We start from the raw sequence: 18907 nt of genomic DNA, 5'->3' as shown, positions 1-18907 counted from the left end.
GGATTTCTCCAGGGGAGGCGTGGGTCAGGACAAACCCTCGATTTTAGAGGCCCCGGCCAGGGGGCGGCCGCGGCCCATGCGGCGAAGGGCCCATTGCGCCAGATCGTCCATGTAGCAATACACCACCGGCACCACCACCAGCGTGAGCAGCGAGGAGGTGATCACCCCGCCGATCACCGCCTGGCCCATGGGCGCGCGCTGCTCGGAACCCTCGGACAGCGCGAACGCGAGCGGCACCATGCCGAAGATCATGGCCAGCGTGGTCATGAGGATGGGGCGCAGCCGCACGCGCGCGGCCAGCAGCAGGGCGTCCGCCCGGGGCAGGCCGGGCACGGTGCGGCCTTCGTCGTTCACGTGTTCCTCGCGGGCGCGGATCGCGAAGTCCACCAGCAGGATGGCGTTCTTGGTCACGAGGCCCATCAGCATCACCACGCCGATGATGGAGAACATCGACAGCGTGGAGCGGAACATCAGGAGCGCCAGCACCACGCCGATGAGCGTGAGCGGCAGCGAGGTCATGAGCGCCAGCGGCTGCAAAAAGCTCTTGAACTGGCTCGCCAGGATCATGTAGATGAAGATGATGGCCATGGCCAGGGCCGAGATGGCATAGCCGAAGGACTCGGCCATGTTCTTGGTGGAGCCGCCGAACTGGTAGCGGTAGCCGGGCGGGAAGCTCACGCTCTCGAGCGCCTTCTTGATGTCGTTGGACACCTCGCCGGCCGAGCGCTGGGCCACGTTGGCGTTCACGGCCACCTCGCGGGTCAGGTCGCGCCGGTTGATCTGGTTGGCGCCGGTGGATTCGGTCACGCGGGCCACCTGGTTCAGGCGCACGATGCGCGTGGTTCCGTCGGCGGCCGTCAGCGCGAAGGGCAGGCGCTCCAGGTCTGCGGGGGCGGTGCGGGCCTCGGGGGCCAGGCGCACATTCACGTCATAGGTCTGGTCGTCCGGCGCGCGCCAGTTGCCCACGGTGGTGCCCGCCACCAGCGTGCGCAGCGAGGCGGCCATGGGGGCCACGGCCAGGCCGAGGTCGGAGGCGGCCTCGCGGCGCACATCGAGGGCGATCACCGGCTTGTCGGGCTTGGCGCTGGTGTCCAGGTCCACCAGGCCCGGGATGTCGCGGATCTTGTCCGTGACGATCCTGGTCAGGCGCTCCAGCTCCTGCAGGTCGGGGCCCTGCAGCGAGAACTCCACCTGCTTCTGGCCGCCCACGGCATCGAGCAGGCCCACGTGGGTCACCGTGATGCCGGGCACCTGCTTCAGGCGCTCGCGCAGCACGTCCGACATCTGGTCCACGCTGCGGCTGCGGTCCTTGCGGTCCACCAGGCGCACGTACAGATTGGCGTACATCTTGCCTTGCGCGCTGCCGGTGTTGATGGTGGCCAGGGTGTAGCGCACTTCCGGCATCTCGCGCAGGATGCCTTCCACCTGCCGGGCCTTGGCCTCGGTCGCTTCCAGCGAGGAGCCCACCGGCGTGTAGAAATTGACGGTGGTTTCGGAGAAGTCGGCCTTGGGCACGAACTCGGTGCCCAGCAGCGGCACCATGAAAATGCTCAGCACGAAGATGGCCAGCGCAATGCCCATGGTGGCCAGCTTGTGCACCAGCGACCAGCGCAGGATGCCCTGGTAGCCTTCGGCCAGCGCATCGGTGGCCCGGTCGAACCAGCCCGTGACGCGGCCGATGGTCTTGTCGTAGAACGTGACCGGCTCGGTGCGCTGCCCGTGGGCGTGGGCGTGGATGCTCGGGTCGTGCCAGATGCTCGACAGCATGGGGTCGAGCGTGAAGCTCACGAACATCGAGATCATCACCGCCGCGACGATGGTGATGCCGAACTCGTGAAAGAACTTGCCGATGATGCCGCCCATGAAGCCGATGGGCATGAACACCGCCACGATGGACAGCGTGGTGGCCAGCACGGCCAGGCCGATCTCCTGCGTGCCGTCCATCGCCGCGTCGTAAGCGCCCTTGCCCATCTGCACGTGGCGCACGATGTTCTCGCGCACCACGATGGCATCGTCGATCAGCAGGCCCACGCACAGGCTCAGCGCCATCAGCGTGATCATGTTGATGGTGAAGCCGAACATGTTCATGAACAGGAAGGTGCCGATCAGCGCGATGGGCAAGGTGAGGCCCGTGATCACCGTGGAGCGCCAGGAGTTCAGGAACAGGAAGACGATGAGCACCGTGAGGATGGCGCCCTCGATCAGCGTCTGGCGCACGTTGTTCACCGCCACGCGGATGGGGCGGGCGCTGTCGCCGATGGTCTCCAGCCGCACGCCGGGCGGCAACTGGCTCTTGAGTTCGGCCACGGCGGCGGTCAGGCCGTCCACCACCTCGATGGTGTTCTCGCCCTGCGACTTCTGCACCGACAGCAGCAGCGTGCGCTGGCCGTTGTACAGGGCCAGGCTTTCGACTTCCTGCGCGCCGTCGTTCACGCGGGCCACCTGGTCCAGGCGGACGGGCGCACCGTTCTTGCGCGCGACGATGATCCTGCCGAAGTCCTCGGGGCGCTGCATGCGTGCGTCGATCTGCACCACGCGCTCCTGCGCGAGGGACCGGATGGAGCCCACGGGCAGGTCCTGGTTCTCGTTGCGCACGGCGCTGGCCACCTGGTCGGGCGTCACGCCGAAGGCTTCGAGCGCCTGCGGGTTCAGGTAGATGTTGATCTCGCGCTTGGTGGCGCCCACCAGGTTCACGGCGCCCACGCCGCGCACGTTCTCCAGGCGCTTCTTCAGCGTCTGCTCGGCCCAGGTGGTCAGCTCCACGGCACTGCGGGCCGTGGCGCCCGCCGTGTCGTCCGGCAGCACGGCCAGCGACCACACGGCCCGGCTGGCGGGGTCGAAGCGCAGCACGCGCGGCTCCTTGACCTCGGTGCGCAGCAGGGGGCGCACGGTGGCCACCTTCTCGCGCACGTCCTCGGCGGCCTTGCGGCCGTCGATGTGCAGCTGGAACTCGATGATGACGACGGCCGTGCCCTCATAGCTGCGCGAGGTGAGGGCGTTGATGCCGGCGATCGAGTTGACGCCTTCCTCGATCTTCTTGGTGACTTCGCTTTCGACGATTTCCGGCGACGCACCGGGATAGTCCACGGTGACCACCACCACCGGGAAGTCGATGTTGGGGAATTGATCGACCTTCAGGCGCTGGTACGAGAACAGGCCCAGCACCACGATGGCGAGCATCACCATGGTGGCGAACACGGGGTTCTTGAGGCTGACTTTGGTGAACCACATGGCGGTGCGGCGCGGTCAGGGGGCGGTGCGGGGCACGGAGGCCGGGGCGGCGGGCGCGGCAGCCGCCACGGCGGTGCCCTCGCGCAGCTGTCCGATGCGGCCGGCGATCACGGGCGTGCCCTCGGCCACGCCCTCGATGGCGACCCAGGTCTGGCCGCTCAGCACCGACCGCGCACCGGTCTTGACCTCCACGTAGGCCACGCGGCCGTCCTTGAGCGTCTGCAGGTAGGGCGCTGGCTTGTCGGTGCGCACGGCATCCAGCGGCACGGCCAGCACCTCGGCGCGGCCGGTGTCGAGCGTGCCCTGCACGAACAGGCCCTGGCGCAGCGGCGTTTCGCCCCGGGCCTGCTCCACCCGCAGGTAGACGGGCACCGTGCGGCTGCCGGCCTGTGCGCTGGGGTTGATGCGCGCCACGGTGGCGGGCACGGGCACGGCCGAGCCTTCCATGGTGAGCAGGGCCTTCTGGCCCACGCGCACGGCCAGCGAATCGGCGGGGCTCAGCAGCGCCTCCAGCTCCAGGCGGGAGAGGTCCACCACCTCGATGATGCGGGCGTCCACGGCCACGCGCTCGCCGGGCTGGGCCAGGCGCTGGGCCACCAGCCCGGTGATCGGGCTCTTGAGCACGGTGTCGTCGAGCGCCTTGCGCGCCACGTCGGCGGCCGAGACGGCGGCCTGGTGGCTCGACTGCGCCGCCTCCAGGCTGGCCTGCGAGGTGACCAGCGCCGTGGGCGAAATGAAACCCTGGTCCACCAGCGCGCGGTTGTTGGCGTATTGCCGCTGGTTGATGTCCACCTGGGACTTGGCGGCATCGGCCTGCTGCTGCGCCTGGCGCAGCCGTGCGCGGGCTTCGGTGGGGTCGATGCGGGCGATTTCCTGGCCGGCCCTGACGCTGTCGCCCTCGCGCAGGATGAGGCCCTGCAGTTCCCCGCCCACGCGGGCCTTGACCATGGCCGACTCGACCGCCCGCAGCGAACCCGACACCGGCACTTCCAGCGTGAGGCTCTGGCGCCGCACGGTGACGATCTCGTCCGCGGCCAGCTGCAGCGGCGCCTGCGCCTTCTGGGCGCTGGCCTCGCTCAGCGCCTTCTGCTGCGCCTGGCGGGCCGCCATGGCGCGCCACGCGCCGCCGCCCAGCAACACAACGACGATGGCTGCCGCCACCCAGGGAATCCAGCGTTTCATGGTCAGGCGCCGCGCACGGGCGGAGAAGAAGAAGGGGAGGAGGAGGGAGGGGCGCACGGGGGTGCATCGGGCCGCACGAGCAGCCCATGCAGCACGTTGTCGATCTGCGCCTGGATGAACAGCTCGGGCTGCAGGCCCAGGCCGTCGGGGATGCAGACCGCCAGCGAGTGTTTCCACATCATCAGGAAGATCATGGGGGCCAGCACCACGTGCACGATGTAGTCGAGCGCCACCGGCCGGAACTCGCCGCGCTCGATGCCGCGCTGGATGATGCGGCGGATCAGCCCCTGGCCCGGCTGGATCACTTCCTGCTGGTAAAACTGCATGATCTCGGGGAAGTTCTGGGCTTCGCTGAACATCAGCTTGGTGATGCCCGAGGCCTTGGTGGAGCCGATGCGCTCCCACCACACCTCGTAGCAATAGCGCAGCAGCTCGGCGGTGGTGCCTTCGAAGGTCTCCAGCTCTTGCGTCCACTCCTCGAAGCGGCCGGCGATGTTGTGCCGCACCACGGCCTTGAAGAGTTCTTCCTTGCTGGGGAAATACAGGAACAGCGTGCCCTTGGAAACCCCGGCACGCGCCGCCACCTCATCCACACGGGTCGCGGCGAAGCCCTTCTCGACAAAAAGGTCCAGCGCCGCTTCCAGCAGCTCGCCAGGACGGGCTTCCTTGCGGCGCTCGCGCTTGGTGCCCGGGGGGGCGGAAGAGGGGTTGGGCGTGGGGGACAAGGGAAATTCTGTTAATGACTGACCGGTTAGTAATGTAGCAAGCACCTGCCGGAGCGTCAATTCATAATCGCAAAGCACAACCAAAGGACCACCATGACCTTGCAAACCATCACTCTGGGCGGCGGCTGCTTCTGGTGCACCGAGGCCGTGTTCGACCGCGTGCGGGGCATCACCGACGTGGAGAGCGGCTATACCAACGGCCACACGCTGAACCCCAGCTACGAGCAGATCTGCCGGGGCGACACCGGGCATGCCGAGGTGGTGCGCCTGACGTTCGACGCCGACGAGATCAGCCTGGAGGAGATCCTGGAGATCTTCTTCCATACCCACGACCCGACCACCCTCAACCGCCAGGGCAACGACGTGGGCACGCAGTACCGCAGCGGCATCTACTACGACAACCCCGCGCACGGCGACATCGCCCACGGCATGATCCGCCAGATGTCGCAGGACAAGCTGTTCGGCGCGCCCATCACCACCGAGGTGAAGCCGCTGGCCAACTACAGCGCGGCCGAGGCCTACCACCAGGACTACTTCGCGAACAACCCGAACCAGGGCTACTGCGCCTTCGTGGTGGGCCCCAAGGTGGACAAGTTCCGCAAGACCTTCGCCCGCTATCTCAAGCCGGCGTGACGGAGCGGCGGTGACGCAGGCCGCGGCGGTGGTCACCGGGCCGCCGCGGGGGCCCGCGCACCCACACGCACCCGCACGACGCCACCCAGCAGCCCGCCCAGCACCCGCTGGCGCCGCGTGCTGGGCCGGTGGGCCAGCAGCGTGCTGCGGATCATGGCGGGCGTGATGAACTCGGCAGGCTCGAAGCCATGGCCCGCCAGCAGGGCCCGCAGCTCGGCATCGCGCAGGAAACACCGCCAGGGCTCGCCCATGCGGCCGAAACGCCGCGCCATCAGGCCCAGCGCCAGCTTGCGGCCCCATTGCAGCGCCCCCGGGCGGCGCACGTAGTCAAACACCAGCACGCTCCCCGGCGCCGCCCCGGCACCGATGCGCGCGAGCGTGGCCTGCACGGCCGAGGGGGCGAGGTACATCGTCACGCCCAGCCAGGAGAACACCGTGCGCTGGCCCGCGTCCAGGCCCTGGGCCGCCAGCTGCTCCATGAAATCCTGGCGCTCGAAGTCCACCGGCACATAGGCAGCCCCCGGGGGCATGCGCAAGCCCGCCGAAGCGGCCAGGCCCCGCTTCCATGCCTGGGTGGACGGGTGGTCCACCTCGAACACGCGCGCCAGGCCGCGCGGCCATTCACCGCGCAAGGCAAAGGTGTCCAGGCCCGCGCCCAGCACCACGTACTGGGTGGCCCCGGCGGCCACGGCCTCGCGCAGCGTGTCCTCGGCAATGCGGCTGCGCACCGCCAGGGCGCCGCGCATGGCCTGCGAAAAACTCCCCGCGTCCCTCGCAAGGCCTTGCGGGCCATCGCCCTCAAGCGCCTGCCGCACCTGCGCGGCCCCGGCGGGGCCCAGGATGTCCAGCGCCAGCGGGTCGGCGAAGATCTCGCCGCCCTCGATCAACTGGTGCCGGGCGCGCGCGATGCCGCACAGCAGGGCGGTATGGCTGGGCCGGGCCGATGCCAGCAGCGGCTGCTGCGGGGTGGAGGGGGCAGGTGCGGCGGAGCGGGTCGTGGGTGTCATGGTGCGGGTGATTCTGGCGCGCGCCGGCGGTGCCGTCTTGAACGTTTTCGCCAGGCGCGGCGTGCCGCAGGCCTGGCGCCTGGTGGTCCAGCGTTGGGATCCGGGGCGGACCTGTTTACGATGCGGGCCTGTGCGAATCCGGTTCCAGCTCCCTTTTGCCACCGTGGTCCTGCCGCCTTCGCCGCTGGCGGGGTGCATCCGCGCGTACATCACCAAGGACACCACGCGCCGTGCGCACGGCACGGCGCAAGGCCCGCAGCTCAACCGCTATCCGGCCTCGGTGTACTGCGGCATCGCCTGGTACCTGGAGGGCAGCTCCGAGCAGCTCGGCCCCGGCCAGCAGGCGGTGCGGGCGCTGCCGGCCACGCTGCTGCTGGGGCCCCAGACCCGGCCGCTGGTGACCCGCAACCCCGGCCCGGTGCGCACCTTTGGCGTGGTCTTCCATCCGCAGGCATTCCACCGGCTCACGGGCCTGGACATCAGCACCCTGGTAGACGGACTGCTGCCCGTGCAGGACGTTCTGCCGCCCGCCTGGCTCGCGCTGTGCGACGGCGTGCGCGCGGCCGCCAGCGATGCGCAGCGGATGGCGCTGCTGGAGGACTTCGTGGCCAGCCAGGAACCTGCGCATGCAGAGGCCCCTGCGGCGGGCGCCGCCGCGGCCGTGCGCTGGATGCGCGAATTGCAGGCCCACGCTGCCGCCCGGGGCCTGGGGGGCAGCCTGCGCAGCCTGGAGCGCCACGTGCGGACCTGGGCCGGCCAGTCGCTGCGGCGCCTTGGCTGGCTGTCGCGGGCGGAAACCACGCTCACGCGGGCCCGGCTGGAGAGCGAACAGTCGGGGCACGCGCCACGCTGGCACGACGTGGCGCTGGGCGCGGGCTACGCCGACCAGGCCCACCTGTGCCGCGAGACGCAGCGCGTCACGGGACAAAGCCCCTCCGAGCTGGCCCGGCGCGTGCAGGCCGAGGACGAAAGCTACTGGCTTTACCGCCTCTGGTCCTGAGGCCTCGCGCCCCGGGACGGTGCTGGCGCGGCGGCCAGAAGGCACTGAAGGGGCGGGATGGCCCGTGCCCACGGGCGGTGATTGCCGCCGCGGGGTGCCGGCTGCCTGCATAATGCAAGCTGATTGCGTTACAGGCGCCGCCGCCCCGCACCCGCCATGCCCACACCCCGCCGCTCCCCCGCCACAGTGCCCGCCGCCACCTGGACCTTGCCCGCCGGCATGCGCGCCACCCGTGCCACGCGGGCACTGGCGGCGCTGTACGCGGCGCGCCCTGAGGCTGCGTTGTCCGAGGCAGAGGTGGAAGCCGCGCTGGCTGGCGCTGGCGCCCCCGTCAACAAGGTCACCGTCTACCGCATGCTCGACCGGTTTGCCGCCGCGGGCCTGCTGCACAAGCAGGTGGATGCCGCCCGCGTCACGCGCTACGCGCTCGCGCCGCAGGGCGACGACGGCGCGGCGCCGCGCTTTGAATGCGATGACTGCCACCGCCAGTTCCGCCTGTCGCAGGGCTCGGCCAAGGTGCGGACCGCGCTCAGGCAGGTGCTGCAGGCACTGGCCACGGCGGGGCATGAGAGCCTGGCGGTGGACATCGCGGTGCGCGGCCGCTGCGCGGGCTGCGCGCACCCTGCCGAGGGCGCCGCCGCATGATCCGCACCCGGGGCCTTTCCTATGCCTACCCCGGCGGCGACGCGCCGCTGCGCTTCCCCGATGTGGACCTGCGCCAGGGCGGCATGCTGCTGCTGCGGGGGCGCTCGGGCACCGGCAAGTCCACCTGGCTGTCGCTCATCGCCGGCCTGCGGGGTGCCAGCGGCGGCGATCTGTTCGTGGCGGGCACCCAGCTGGGCACGCAGCGGGGCGCCGAGATTGACGCCTGGCGCGCGCGCAGCATCGGCTTTTTGCCGCAGAAGCTGTACCTCTCCAGCGCGCTCACGGTGGCCGACAACCTGGCGCTGGTCTACTTTGCCGCCGGGCTGCCGCGCGACGATGCCGCTATCACCCGTGCCTTGGCGCAGGTGGGCGTGGCCGAACTCGCCACGCGCCGGCCACACCAGCTCTCGGGCGGGCAGGCGCAGCGCGTCGCGCTGGCGCGGGCCGTGCTGCTGTCGCCCGAGCTGCTGCTGGCCGACGAGCCCACGGCCAGCCTGGACGACGAGGCCGCCGCCGATGCGCTGGACTTGCTGCGGCAAAGCGCCGCCGCCTGCGATGCCAGCCTGGTGATTGCCACGCACGACCAGCGCGTGGTGCAGGCCCTGGCCAGCGCGCAGATGCTGGATTTGAACGAAATTGGCCCCGGGCGCTTGCAGGACAAGCGCGAAAAGCTATGAATTCAGTAGCAATCAAGCTGGCCCGCCTGTCCTGGCGCTACCTGTGGTCGCGCCCCCTGGCGGCCGTGCTCAACCTGCTGGTGCTCACGCTGGGCCTGGCGGCCATCACGCTGGTGCTGCTGGTGGCCACGCAGCTGGACAAGGCGTTCGAGCGCGACCTCGCGGGCATCGACCTCGTGGTGGGCGCCAAGGGCAGCCCGCTGCAGCTCATCCTGGCGGGGGTGTTCCACATCGACGTGCCCACGGGCAACATTCCGCTGCAGGAGGTGCAGGCGCTGCAGAAGAACCCGCTGGTGGCGCAGGTCATCCCGCTCAGCCTGGGCGACAGCTACCAGGGCTTTCGCATCGTGGGCACCACGCCCGACTACGTGGCGCACTACGAGGCCGCGCTGGCCGAAGGCGTGCTGTGGCGCCAGCCCATGGATGCGGTGCTGGGCACCACCGTGGCGCGCGGCATTGTCAGGGCCGGCCATGGCGGTGCGCAGCTGGTGGGTGCCACCTTTGTGGGCAGCCACGGGCTGGGCGGGGGAGGGCACGCGCACGGCGACCACCCCTACCGCGTGAGCGGTGTGCTGGCGCCTTGCGGCTGCGTGCTCGACCGGCTCATCCTCACCAGCACCGAATCCGTCTGGATGGTGCACGAGAGCGCCATGGCCACCGATGACGAGGACCTGGAACTGCTGAAGGACGACCGCGAGGTCACCGTGGCCCTGGTGCGCTACCGCACGCCGCTCGCCGCCGTCACGCTGCCGCGCCGGATCAATGCCGACACGGGCATGCAGGCGGCCGCGCCCGCCATCGAGGTCACGCGCCTGCTGCGCCTGCTGGGCGTGGGCGCCGATGTGCTGCGCGCCTTTGGCGGCGTGCTGCTGGCCGTGGCGGCCCTCAGCGTGTTCATCGCGCTGTGGAACGCGGTGCGCGAACGCCGCGCCGACCTGGCCATGCTGCGCATGCTGGGCGCGCCGCCGGGCCGCGTGGCCGGGCTGGTGCTGTGGGAGGCCCTGTGGCTGGCCGCCATGGCCTGCGCCCTGGGCCTGCTGCTGGGCCACGGCCTGGCCCACGCGCTGGGCTGGGCACTGCAGGCACAGGGCCTGCTGCCCGTCAGCGGCCTGGTGTGGCTGCCCGCGGAGGCCGGCGTGCCGCTGCTGGCCGCCGGCGTGGCGGCCCTGGCGGCGTTGCTGCCAGCGATGCAGGCCTACCGCACCGAGGTCGCGGACCTGCTGAGCCAACCCTGAATTTCCATTTCCGACCCACCGATTCGAAAGGTTCACCATGAAGAAGCTCTTCACCGCCCTGGCCCTGGCACCCCTGCTGCTGGCGGGCGCGCTGGCGCATGCCCAGGGCGCGCATTCCGACAAGGAAACCAAGGCCGATGCCGAGCGCCACCGCGCCATGGCCGCCGCGCACGAGGCCGCCGCCAAGTGCCTGGAGGCCGGCAAGGGCCACGACACCTGCCAGAAGGAACTCCAGGCCGCGTGCAAGGGTCTGGGCATTGGCAAATACTGCGGCATGCGCCACATGCACTAAAGCTCCCCCCTGAGGCGCTGCGCGCCTTCCCCCCTGAGGGGGGGACGCCCCTGGTGGCCCGGCGGAGCCGGTTCCACGGGGGCACTGGCATGGGGGCGCGCCGGTTTTGTCGGGCGCAGCCGCAAATAAGGTCGGGTGGAGTCAAGTGGTTCCTCGACGGCGTTGATGCGGTCATGGAACAGTTGGCCCTGTGCGCACGGGGCGTTCACGGAAGGGGATTTTTATGCACCATCGTTTGTTGCCTCGGTTTGTGCCCGGGCGCTCTGTCGCTCTGCCTTTGGCGCTGGCGTTGGGTGTCGGCATCTCCGGCACCGCCCTGGCACAGGGCCAGCCTTCCGCGGCGCCTGCGCTCAGTTCGCCCTTGCCGGCGGGGGCTGGGGGTGCGCCGGTGGCGGGTGTGCCGTCGGGCTCCGGTGCGGGCTACCACAGCCCGAACAGTCCCATCGCGCCGCTGCCGCAGCGCAATGACGTGATCCCCTGGTCGGTGCTGACCGACCTGACCAAGAAAACGACCAAGGATGGCATCCTGCCCGTGTTCAACGACGCGCAAAAGGGCATGGACAAGACCACGCAGCGCATCCAGGGCTTCATGATGCCGCTGGACGCCAAGGCCACGCAGACGCACTTCCTGCTCACCTCGGTGCCGCTGACCTGCTCGTTCTGCCTGCCCGGCGGGCCCGAGAGCATGGTCGAGGTCAAGGCCAAGACGCCCGTGCGCTATTCGCTGGAGCCCGTGGTGGTCGAAGGCAGGTTCACCGTGCTCCACAACGACCAGTACGGCCTGTACTACCGCGTGGTCGAGGCCGTGCCGGTGAAATAATCGCAGGTTGCCGGCGCTTTGCCTGTCCGCGCCGCCCCCTCCCCCTATTTTTTTACCGTGACCTCCGCCTTCCGCCCCCGACCAGCCACGCGGCCGCATGCCCTGCGCGGCGCGGGGCAGGGTGCGCGCGGGCAAGGGCGGGGGAGCCACCGCCTGCCGTCGCAGGTGGTGCGGCTGGCGCTGGCCTGGCTGCTGCTGGCCCTGGTGGCCGTGCCCACGCTCGGGCGCCTGCACCAGGTGGTGCACGGCGGCGCGCTGGACCGGGTGCATGCGGGGCAGGCGCTGTCTTCCGCCGCATCCGCGGCGTCCATTGCACCAGGGGCCGCCGCTTCGGCGAGCGGCGACGGGCACGGCCACGGCCTGCTGCTGCCGCTGCTCCTGGGCCACCACGCTCCCGTCGATTGCCTCGTGCTCGACCAGCTCGCGCTGGGCGATGCCCTGCACAGCGCCCCCCTGGCGCTGCCCCATGCGGTGCCCGCGCAGGCACCGTCCGCCGACCCCGCGGAGCGCGTCGCCGTCGCGCATGTCGCGCTGTTCCAGGCGCGCGGCCCGCCCGGCCGGGCCTGAAGCACCACGCCCCGGGCCTTTTCCACGCGCCGGCCGCCCCCGCCTCTGCCGCAGGGCCGCGAACGCCGCCGGAGCAGGTTCCCCCACGGCGCACCCCGTGCTTCGTTTACATCAAAACTCCTGATTTCATAGCTGCCAGCGCTTGACCATCAAGCGCTGGAGGCATTTTTTATTCATGGCTTCCCGCCCCGTGGCGTGAAGCCGCGCGCTGCACGCCTGGCCTGGCCGGCGCGGCGCGCCCCCTGTTGCAAGCATCACCATGATCCACACCTCCTTTGCCCCTTGCGCGCCAGCGCGGCGCGCCCGTCCAGCCCTCCACCCCGTGGCCCTGGCCGCCATGCTGGCGCTGTCGGGCGCGGGCAGCGCCCACGCGCAGGCCGCGCCCGCCGCCGGCCCCGCCACCGAGGCAGCGCCCAGCCTGCCGTCCGTCACCGTGTCGGCCAGCGGCCTGCAACTGGGCGCCAGCGACATGACCACGCCCGTCACCGTGCTGGAGGGCGACGAGCTCGTGCGCCGCCGCGAGGCCACGCTGGGCGAGACGCTCAACAGCGAACCCGGCATCACCAGCAGCCACTTCGGCGCCGGTGCCAGCCGCCCCATCATCCGCGGCATGGACGGCCCGCGCGTCAAGGTGCTGAGCGACGGCGCCGAGCTGCACGACGCCTCCACCATCAGCCCTGACCACGCCGTGGTCTCCGAGCCCTTGCTCGCCACGCAGATCGAGGTGCTGCGCGGCCCCTCGGCCCTGGTCTACGGCAACGGCGCCGTGGGCGGCGTGGTCAACGTGCTGGACGGCAAGATCCCCACCGCCATCCCGCAAAAGGGCTACGAAGGCAGCGCCGAGCTGCGCGCCAACACCGGCGCGGGCGAAGGGGCGGGGGCCTTCTCGCTCACGGGCGGCACCGGCAACCTGGCGGTGCACGTGGAGGGCGTCTCGCGCGACGCGGGCGACTACCGCGTGGGCAAGGGCTGGGCCCCCGAGGGCGAGCCCGCCCGCAAGGTGCTGGGCAGCTTCAACCGCACGAACACCGGCAGCGTCGGCCTGTCGTGGGTGGGTGAGCAGGGCTACCTGGGCGCCGCCTACACGCGCCAGAGCGCCAAGTACGGCCTGCCGGGCCACAACCACAGCTTCGAGGGCTGCCACACCCATGGAGACCACCTGCACTGCGGCGCCCACGCGGGTGAAGGGGAAGACGGCCACGACCACGGCGCCGAAGAGCATGGCGACGTGCCCGTGGTGGACCTGCGCAGCGAGCGCTTCGACATCCGGGGCGAGCTGCGCAACCCCTTTGCCGGCTTCTCGGCCCTGCGCCTGCGCGCCGGGGTCACCGACTATGTGCACGACGAGGTCGAGGACGGCGCCATCAGCACCACCTTCAAGAACAAGGCCTACGACACGCGCATCGAACTGCAGCACGAGCCATTGGCCGGGTTCAAGGGCGTCGTCGGCCTGCAGACCTCGCAGCGCAAGTTCAGCGCCGAGGGCGAAGAGGCCTATGTGCAGCCCACGGTCACCCGCAAGCTGGGTTTCTTCGCGCTGGAGGAATACCGCGTGGGGGACTGGCGCTTCGAAGCCGCCCTGCGCCACGACCGCCAGACCGCCGAGGCCCAGGCCAGCGGCATCGAGCGCAGCCACAACGGCACGTCGGCATCGCTGGGCGCGGTGTGGAAATTCACGCCCGGCTACCAGGTGGGTACCTCGTTCACCCGCGCCAGCCGCGCGCCGTCGGCCGAAGAACTGTACGCCCAGGGCCTGCACATGGCCACCAGCACCTATGAGCGCGGCAACGCCGACCTGCGCTCCGAGATCTCGCAGAACATCGATGTGAGCCTGAGGAAGACCAGCGGTGACACCACCTTTGGCGTGAGCATCTTCCGCAACCGCATCAACAACTACATCTACGGCCGCACGCTCGATGCGGTGGACGGGCTGCAACTGCTGCAGTACAGCCAGGCCGACGCCACCTTCACCGGCATCGAAGGCCAGGTGCGCCAGCGCCTGAACCGCAACCTGGGTATCACCCTGTTCGGCGACACCGTGCGCGCCCGGCTCAACGACGGCGGCGGCCTGCTGCCCCGCATCCCCGCCACGCGCGCGGGCATCCGCCTGGACGGCAACTGGCAAGCCTGGGAAGGTCAGGTCGAATGGGTGCAGGTGGCCCGCCAGAACCGCGTGGCGGAGTTCGAAACCGCGACGCCGGGCTACGGCATGCTGAACCTGGGGGTGAGCTACAACGGCCAGTTCAGCAGCGGCACGCCGTGGCAGGTGTATCTGAAGGCGAACAACCTGACGGACCGCCTGGCGTATGCACACACCAGCTTCATCAAAAACGCAGCGCCGCTGATGGGGCGCAACGTGACGGTAGGGGTGAAGGTGGCTTTCTAAAAGCTGGCCGCATTGCGCGGCCTGCCCAGCCCCATTCACTCACTCGCTCACGTACTTCCAAGCGCACTCTGACTGCCGCCGATCCCTCAGCGGTTGGGCAGCGCGTGCGCGCGCTCGTACTCGTGCCCGTACCCCAAATCGTCCGTTGACGAAACCCGCCATGAACCCAACCCGTTTTTCCCCTTCTCCATCGCGCAGCCGTGCTGCGCTCAACCGCAAGCCCGTTGCCAAGCTCACTGCTGCCGCACTGGCGGCGGCACTGGTGCCGTGGGCCCATGCACAGACATCACAGGAACCTGCCGCAGCTTCCGCATCAGAAGCAATCACCCAGCCCGCACGCGCTCTTGCGGCAGTGGACGTGCTGGGCACGACCGCCCCCGCCACGCGCACGCCCGGCGAACGCGCTGCCGTCACGCTCCAGCCAGGCGCACTCCCCGCAACGGTGCAGCAACTCAACCAGGACGACATTGCCAACACCAATGTTGGCCGCGATATTTCCAACATCTTTCGCCGCGTGCCCGGCGTGCTGGCCAACAACATCGACCAGGGCGAAACCGGCAACGGATTTCGCATGCGCGGGTTTGCCACCCAGGGCACGCACGGCGCCGATACCGCCGTGTATGTTGACGGTGTGCCGCAGAACATTCCGTCCAGCCAGGGTGGGGCAGGGCACGGCCCGGTGTTTCTGGAATGGCTCCACGCCGACCTGATCGACGGCGTGGACGTCATCAAAGGTCCTATCTCTGCCTTGTATGGCGACCAGAACCGCGCAGGCGCTGTTGACATCCGCACCCGCAACGGCGGCAGTGCCACGCCGTCTAGCGTCAGTATCAGCGCCGAGCGCCATGGCCTGCGCCGCAGTACCCTGGTGCTGTCCAGCACCATTCCCACCAGCTTTTCCACCATCGACTCGCTGTGGATGGCCGATGTGTACCACAACGATGGCTACCGCTATGCGTCCCGCACCGGCCGCGACACGTTGTTCTGGAAGCTGTCTACCCAGCACCAAGGCGCCCGATACAGCCTGCGCGTGATGCGCTACGTGGCCGACTTTGATGCGCCTGGGTATCTGCTGCTGCCCGCGCTGGAAGCTGGGCTGGACCCACGCTCCACCCAATCGAACAACGCCGGCTTCGGGAATGCGCGGCGCACCAGCCTGGTGTTCAACCGCGCCCCGGCCGAAGGTGAGGCGGGATGGTATGCCACGGCCTATGCGGAAAGCCTCAATCGCAAACGCGGCATCACGGCCAACGCCACCCACCATACGGTGGGTGTGGACGACCGGGACATCCTTGGCGCGCGCGTGCTGCACAACACCACGTTTGGCAATGCCGCCATTGCCTTCGGCGCCGAGCTGCGCAAGGACCGTGGCGACGCCTACCGCCAGATCTACGTCAACCGCGCACCATCGGCCAGCTACGTCAATGCGCAAGACCTGGACCTGCTGACCTACGGGCTGTTTGCGCAGGGCCAGTGGCGCGTGACCGATACCCTCAAACTGAGCGCCGGTGCGCGCTACGACCGGTTTGACTACGACATCGCCAACCTCAAGCTGCCCGCGGCCAGCACCGGCTACGACAAGGGCGTGTTCACGCCCAAGCTGGGCGCGTCGTGGTCGCTCACACCGCAGGTGGAGTTGTTTGCCAACGTGGCCGAAGGCATGCGGTCGCCTTCGGCCGAGCAGATCAGCAGCAGCGGCGCCACTGGCCCGCTGGGTGCGACAGGCGGTGTCATCAGCCAGATCGCGCCTAGCAAGGTGCGTTCGTTCGACTTGGGCTTCACCGCATCGCCTGCCAGCGGCTGGACAGTGTCGGGCGTGGGGTACGCCATTCAGAATTCCGACGAAATCGTGGGTCAGGCCGATGGCTCTTTCAAATCGGTGGGCGAGACCACGCGCAAAGGGCTGGAGCTGGAAGCCCGCTGGCGCGCCAGCAGCGCCACCAGCGTGTACGCCAGCATCGGCAAGATCCTGGAGGCCAAGGTGGACAACCCGGCACCCAATACCGGTGCCAAGCTCACGGTGCCTGCCACGCAACTCAAGGCCGGGGCCCAGCACAAGCTGCGGCTGGGCGAAGGCCAGCTCACACTCAATGCAGATGCCTACCTGATCGCGGACATGCCGTACTACGTAGGCACGCCCGCCACGCAAGAGCGCACCATGCCTCTGTACACGCGCTATGACCTGCGCGCCACGTACGACTGGAAGCAGACGCAGCTGTCGCTGTACGCCACCTTCCAGCCCCACCGCTACGGCACCGAAATCGCCTACGGCAGTGCCGCAGGGCTGATGATGTCGCCCCTTCCCCGCAGCACGTTTGGCGCCACGCTGCGCTACTTCTTCTGATGGAAGCCGCGGCCATTCTTGAGACCCGCGCCCTCACCATCCGACGGGGCGACCAGGTCTCGCTGCAGGCGCTCAACCTAGCGGTCACGGCGGGCAGCGTGTATGCGCTGCTGGGCGGCAACGGCGCGGGCAAAACCACCACGCTGAACGCGCTGCTGGGTTTTGTTCCCGCCGCGTCGGGCCAGGCACTGGTCAACGGGGTGGACGCCTCGCTGCAGCCGCAGCAGGCACGCGCTCACCTGGCGTATCTGCCCGAGAACGTGGCGCTGTACCCCTACCTGTCGGGGGTGGAGAACCTGCGCTACTTCTGCAAGCTGTCAGACATTGCACTCGACAGCGCGCAAGCGCACGACCTGCTCACAGCGTCGGGCCTGGCACCCGATGCACAGGGCCGCCGGGTTGGCGGGTATTCCAAGGGCATGCGACAAAAGGTAGGCCTGGCGATTGCCAAAGCGCGCCGTGCCAGTGCCATGCTGCTGGACGAGCCCACCTCCGGGCTGGACCCTGCTGCTGCCAACGAGTTTGCGCAAAGCGTGCTGCAGGCCAAGCAGGGCGGTATGGCCGTGCTGATGGCCACACACGACCTGTTCAATGCCATTCAGGTGGCTGACCGCATCGGCATCCTTCGCGAAGGGCGCCTGGTGGCGGAGTTTGCCGCGCACGACATCGCCCACAACGAGCTGGAGCGCATCTACCTGCAGCATGCGCGCGGCGTGGTGGAGGACACCGCACCATGATCGCATCCATCGCCGCCAAGGAGATGCGCGCGTTGCTGCGCGACGGGCGCTTGTCGGGACTCGGGCTGGTGCTGGTACTGCTGTTGGCGGCCGTGCTGGTGTCGGCCGTGCACCAGCGCCAGGTGGCAGAACAGGAGCGCCATCAGGTCGAGGCCGCCGCGCGTGCGCAGTGGGATCACCAGGGCGACCGCAACCCCCACCGTGCAGCGCACTTCGGGCTGTATGCGTTCAAGCCTGAACTGCCACTGTCCAGCGTAGACCCTGGCATCCATGCGCGCACCGGTCAGGCGCTGTGGCTGGAGCCGCACAAGCGCAACATGGCGCTGCACGCACCCGCCGCTGACGCCGCCCCGTCCATGGGCCTGGGCGACTTCACCCCGGCGTTTGTGCTGCTGGCGCTGGTGCCATTGCTGCTCGCCGTGCTGGGCCATGGCTCTGTCACGCAAGAACGGGAGCAAGGCACCCTGCGCATGCTGCATGCGTGTGGAATGCGCGGCGTGCCGCTGGTACTGGGCAAGTGGCTGGGGCTGTGTGCCAGCGTGGCCCTGGTGCTGGCACCCGCTGCGCTGGTTGCAGGCTGGCTGCTGGTTGCACGGCAGGGTGCGGCTGAGGCCGCAATGCTGCTGGCGGCGCTCGGTGCGTACTACGCCACCTGGGCGGCCGTCACGGTCGGGGTGTCGTCCAGGTGTCGCACTTCGCGCGGCGCGCTGCTGGTGTTGCTGGCGCTGTGGGTGGGCTGGGTGTTCATCGTGCCGCGCCTGGCGGCGTCCACGGTCGAGGCGCTGGCGCCACTGCCCACGGGCGAGGCGTTCTGGGCCGGTATCCAGCGCGACATTGACCAGGGCCTGCCGGGGGAGGGCAGCGCCGCTCAGCGCATGAAGGCGTTTGACGCGCAACTGCTGGCCGACAACGGCGTGGCGCGCCTGGAAGACCTGCCCTTTGGCGCCAATGCCAAGCGCCGCCTGTTCAGGGATGCGTATGCCACCAAGGTGTACGCACTCCATTTCGGCCAGTTGTGGGACACGCAGGCACAGCAGCAATACCTGCTGCGATGGCTGACCGCCGTATCGCCCTACGCCCCGATGCGGGCCGTGACCAGCGCACTGGCGGGCACCGACCTGGCCCACCAGCAGCACTTTGAAGAAGCCGCCGAGCAATACCGCGAGCGCTTCACCACCCTGGTGGACGAATGGGACCTGCAAGCTACCCAGGGGGTCACTTCGTTCGAGAGCCGCTACGCAGGCAACGCGCTGTGGCAGGCGATTCCGGAATGGACTTACACACCACCCGGCATCGGCTTTGCGCTGCGCCACAGCGCCGCTGACTGGGCTGCCCTGGCGGCCTGGCTGCTGGCGGCCCTGACGGCACTCTGCCTGGGCGCCAGGAGGCTGAACCCTTGACGGCCCTTGTCACCACTACAACCACA

General features: G+C 69.5%; 16 protein-coding genes. 12 read left to right on the top strand and 4 right to left on the bottom strand.

The features are described from left to right. Positions 1-24: 24 nt before the first annotated feature. From AC07OC_RS03575 to AC07OC_RS03565, 3 genes are read right to left on the bottom strand one after another with little or no spacing between them, the layout of a single operon-like run. Positions 25-3231, bottom strand: coding sequence for an efflux RND transporter permease subunit (locus AC07OC_RS03575; RefSeq protein WP_494600392.1), 3207 nt, complete (start codon positions 3229-3231; stop codon positions 25-27). A 15-nt stretch (positions 3232-3246) separates the two neighbouring features. After that, positions 3247-4413, bottom strand: a complete 1167-nt coding sequence (locus AC07OC_RS03570) for an efflux RND transporter periplasmic adaptor subunit (protein ID WP_218295044.1) — start codon at positions 4411-4413, stop codon at positions 3247-3249. A 2-nt stretch (positions 4414-4415) separates the two neighbouring features. Further along, positions 4416-5138, bottom strand: coding sequence for a TetR/AcrR family transcriptional regulator (locus AC07OC_RS03565; protein ID WP_218295043.1), 723 nt, complete (start codon positions 5136-5138; stop codon positions 4416-4418). 93 nt (positions 5139-5231) lie between these two features. On the opposite strand from AC07OC_RS03565, the gene msrA reads away from it, so the two are divergent. Continuing rightward, complete coding sequence (gene msrA, locus AC07OC_RS03560; protein WP_218295042.1) at positions 5232-5771, top strand: peptide-methionine (S)-S-oxide reductase MsrA; 540 nt, start codon at positions 5232-5234, stop codon at positions 5769-5771. A gap of 32 nt (positions 5772-5803) precedes the next feature. On the opposite strand, the gene AC07OC_RS03555 is transcribed toward msrA, so the two are convergent. After that, on the bottom strand, positions 5804-6778 hold the full coding sequence (locus AC07OC_RS03555) for a class I SAM-dependent methyltransferase (protein ID WP_218338601.1): 975 nt from the start codon (positions 6776-6778) through the stop codon (positions 5804-5806). Between the two features lie 163 nt (positions 6779-6941). On the opposite strand from AC07OC_RS03555, the gene AC07OC_RS03550 reads away from it, so the two are divergent. The 11 genes from AC07OC_RS03550 (at position 6942) to AC07OC_RS03500 (ending at position 18881) form a co-directional block, all read left to right on the top strand. Next, positions 6942-7778, top strand: coding sequence for a helix-turn-helix domain-containing protein (locus tag AC07OC_RS03550; protein WP_218338600.1), 837 nt, complete (start codon positions 6942-6944; stop codon positions 7776-7778). Positions 7779-7997: 219 nt separating this feature from the next. Further along, positions 7998-8423, top strand: a complete 426-nt coding sequence (locus AC07OC_RS03545) for a Fur family transcriptional regulator (protein WP_218295321.1) — start codon at positions 7998-8000, stop codon at positions 8421-8423. Then, positions 8420-9100 carry an ABC transporter ATP-binding protein gene (locus AC07OC_RS03540; protein WP_218338599.1) on the top strand — a complete coding sequence of 227 codons (681 nt, stop codon included), beginning with the start codon at positions 8420-8422 and terminating at the stop codon, positions 9098-9100. Before AC07OC_RS03545 ends, AC07OC_RS03540 begins: the two co-directional genes overlap by 4 nt. Next, a complete protein-coding gene (locus tag AC07OC_RS03535) occupies positions 9097-10335 on the top strand; it encodes an FtsX-like permease family protein (RefSeq protein ID WP_494600391.1) in 1239 nt (412 codons plus the stop codon). Before AC07OC_RS03540 ends, AC07OC_RS03535 begins: the two co-directional genes overlap by 4 nt. 37 nt (positions 10336-10372) lie before the next feature. After that, a complete protein-coding gene (locus tag AC07OC_RS03530) occupies positions 10373-10627 on the top strand; it encodes a hypothetical protein (RefSeq protein ID WP_218295037.1) in 255 nt (84 codons plus the stop codon). Positions 10628-10850: 223 nt separating this feature from the next. Next, positions 10851-11447 (top strand): DUF3299 domain-containing protein, encoded by a 597-nt coding sequence (locus AC07OC_RS03525; RefSeq protein ID WP_218338597.1) that lies wholly within the window; start codon positions 10851-10853, stop codon positions 11445-11447. A 57-nt stretch (positions 11448-11504) separates the two neighbouring features. Then, the gene (locus tag AC07OC_RS03520) at positions 11505-12014 is read left to right on the top strand and encodes a hypothetical protein (RefSeq protein ID WP_370627711.1); all 510 of its coding nucleotides are present in this window, start codon (positions 11505-11507) and stop codon (positions 12012-12014) included. 259 nt (positions 12015-12273) lie between these two features. Beyond that, on the top strand, positions 12274-14400 hold the full coding sequence (locus AC07OC_RS03515) for a TonB-dependent receptor domain-containing protein (protein WP_218338596.1): 2127 nt from the start codon (positions 12274-12276) through the stop codon (positions 14398-14400). 160 nt (positions 14401-14560) lie between these two features. Then, entirely contained in the window at positions 14561-16744 is a 2184-nt protein-coding gene (locus AC07OC_RS03510) for a TonB-dependent receptor (RefSeq protein ID WP_494600390.1), read from the top strand. Then, entirely contained in the window at positions 16744-17481 is a 738-nt protein-coding gene (locus tag AC07OC_RS03505) for an ABC transporter ATP-binding protein (RefSeq protein WP_494600389.1), read from the top strand. Before AC07OC_RS03510 ends, AC07OC_RS03505 begins: the two co-directional genes overlap by 1 nt. Then, positions 17478-18881 (top strand): ABC transporter permease, encoded by a 1404-nt coding sequence (locus AC07OC_RS03500; RefSeq protein ID WP_494600388.1) that lies wholly within the window; start codon positions 17478-17480, stop codon positions 18879-18881. The genes AC07OC_RS03505 and AC07OC_RS03500 overlap by 4 nt, the downstream gene beginning before the upstream one ends. Positions 18882-18907 lie beyond the last annotated feature (26 nt).

Source organism: Acidovorax sp. GW821-FHT10E04 (assembly GCF_059415185.1).
This window is presented reverse-complemented; position numbering and strand designations above follow the sequence as displayed.

What these genes read in the sequence shown, in the direction of transcription:
- AC07OC_RS03575 (WP_494600392.1), bottom strand. Translation starts at nt 3,231, where the DNA reads ATGTGGTTCACCAAAGTCAGCCTCAAGAACCCCGTGTTCGCCACCATG.
- AC07OC_RS03570 (WP_218295044.1), bottom strand. Translation starts at nt 4,413, where the DNA reads ATGAAACGCTGGATTCCCTGGGTGGCGGCAGCCATCGTCGTTGTGTTG.
- msrA (WP_218295042.1), top strand. Translation starts at nt 5,232, where the DNA reads ATGACCTTGCAAACCATCACTCTGGGCGGCGGCTGCTTCTGGTGCACC.
- AC07OC_RS03555 (WP_218338601.1), bottom strand. Translation starts at nt 6,778, where the DNA reads ATGACACCCACGACCCGCTCCGCCGCACCTGCCCCCTCCACCCCGCAG.
- AC07OC_RS03545 (WP_218295321.1), top strand. Translation starts at nt 7,998, where the DNA reads ATGCGCGCCACCCGTGCCACGCGGGCACTGGCGGCGCTGTACGCGGCG.
- AC07OC_RS03540 (WP_218338599.1), top strand. Translation starts at nt 8,420, where the DNA reads ATGATCCGCACCCGGGGCCTTTCCTATGCCTACCCCGGCGGCGACGCG.
- AC07OC_RS03535 (WP_494600391.1), top strand. Translation starts at nt 9,097, where the DNA reads ATGAATTCAGTAGCAATCAAGCTGGCCCGCCTGTCCTGGCGCTACCTG.
- AC07OC_RS03530 (WP_218295037.1), top strand. Translation starts at nt 10,373, where the DNA reads ATGAAGAAGCTCTTCACCGCCCTGGCCCTGGCACCCCTGCTGCTGGCG.
- AC07OC_RS03525 (WP_218338597.1), top strand. Translation starts at nt 10,851, where the DNA reads ATGCACCATCGTTTGTTGCCTCGGTTTGTGCCCGGGCGCTCTGTCGCT.
- AC07OC_RS03515 (WP_218338596.1), top strand. Translation starts at nt 12,274, where the DNA reads ATGATCCACACCTCCTTTGCCCCTTGCGCGCCAGCGCGGCGCGCCCGT.
- AC07OC_RS03510 (WP_494600390.1), top strand. Translation starts at nt 14,561, where the DNA reads ATGAACCCAACCCGTTTTTCCCCTTCTCCATCGCGCAGCCGTGCTGCG.
- AC07OC_RS03505 (WP_494600389.1), top strand. Translation starts at nt 16,744, where the DNA reads ATGGAAGCCGCGGCCATTCTTGAGACCCGCGCCCTCACCATCCGACGG.
- AC07OC_RS03500 (WP_494600388.1), top strand. Translation starts at nt 17,478, where the DNA reads ATGATCGCATCCATCGCCGCCAAGGAGATGCGCGCGTTGCTGCGCGAC.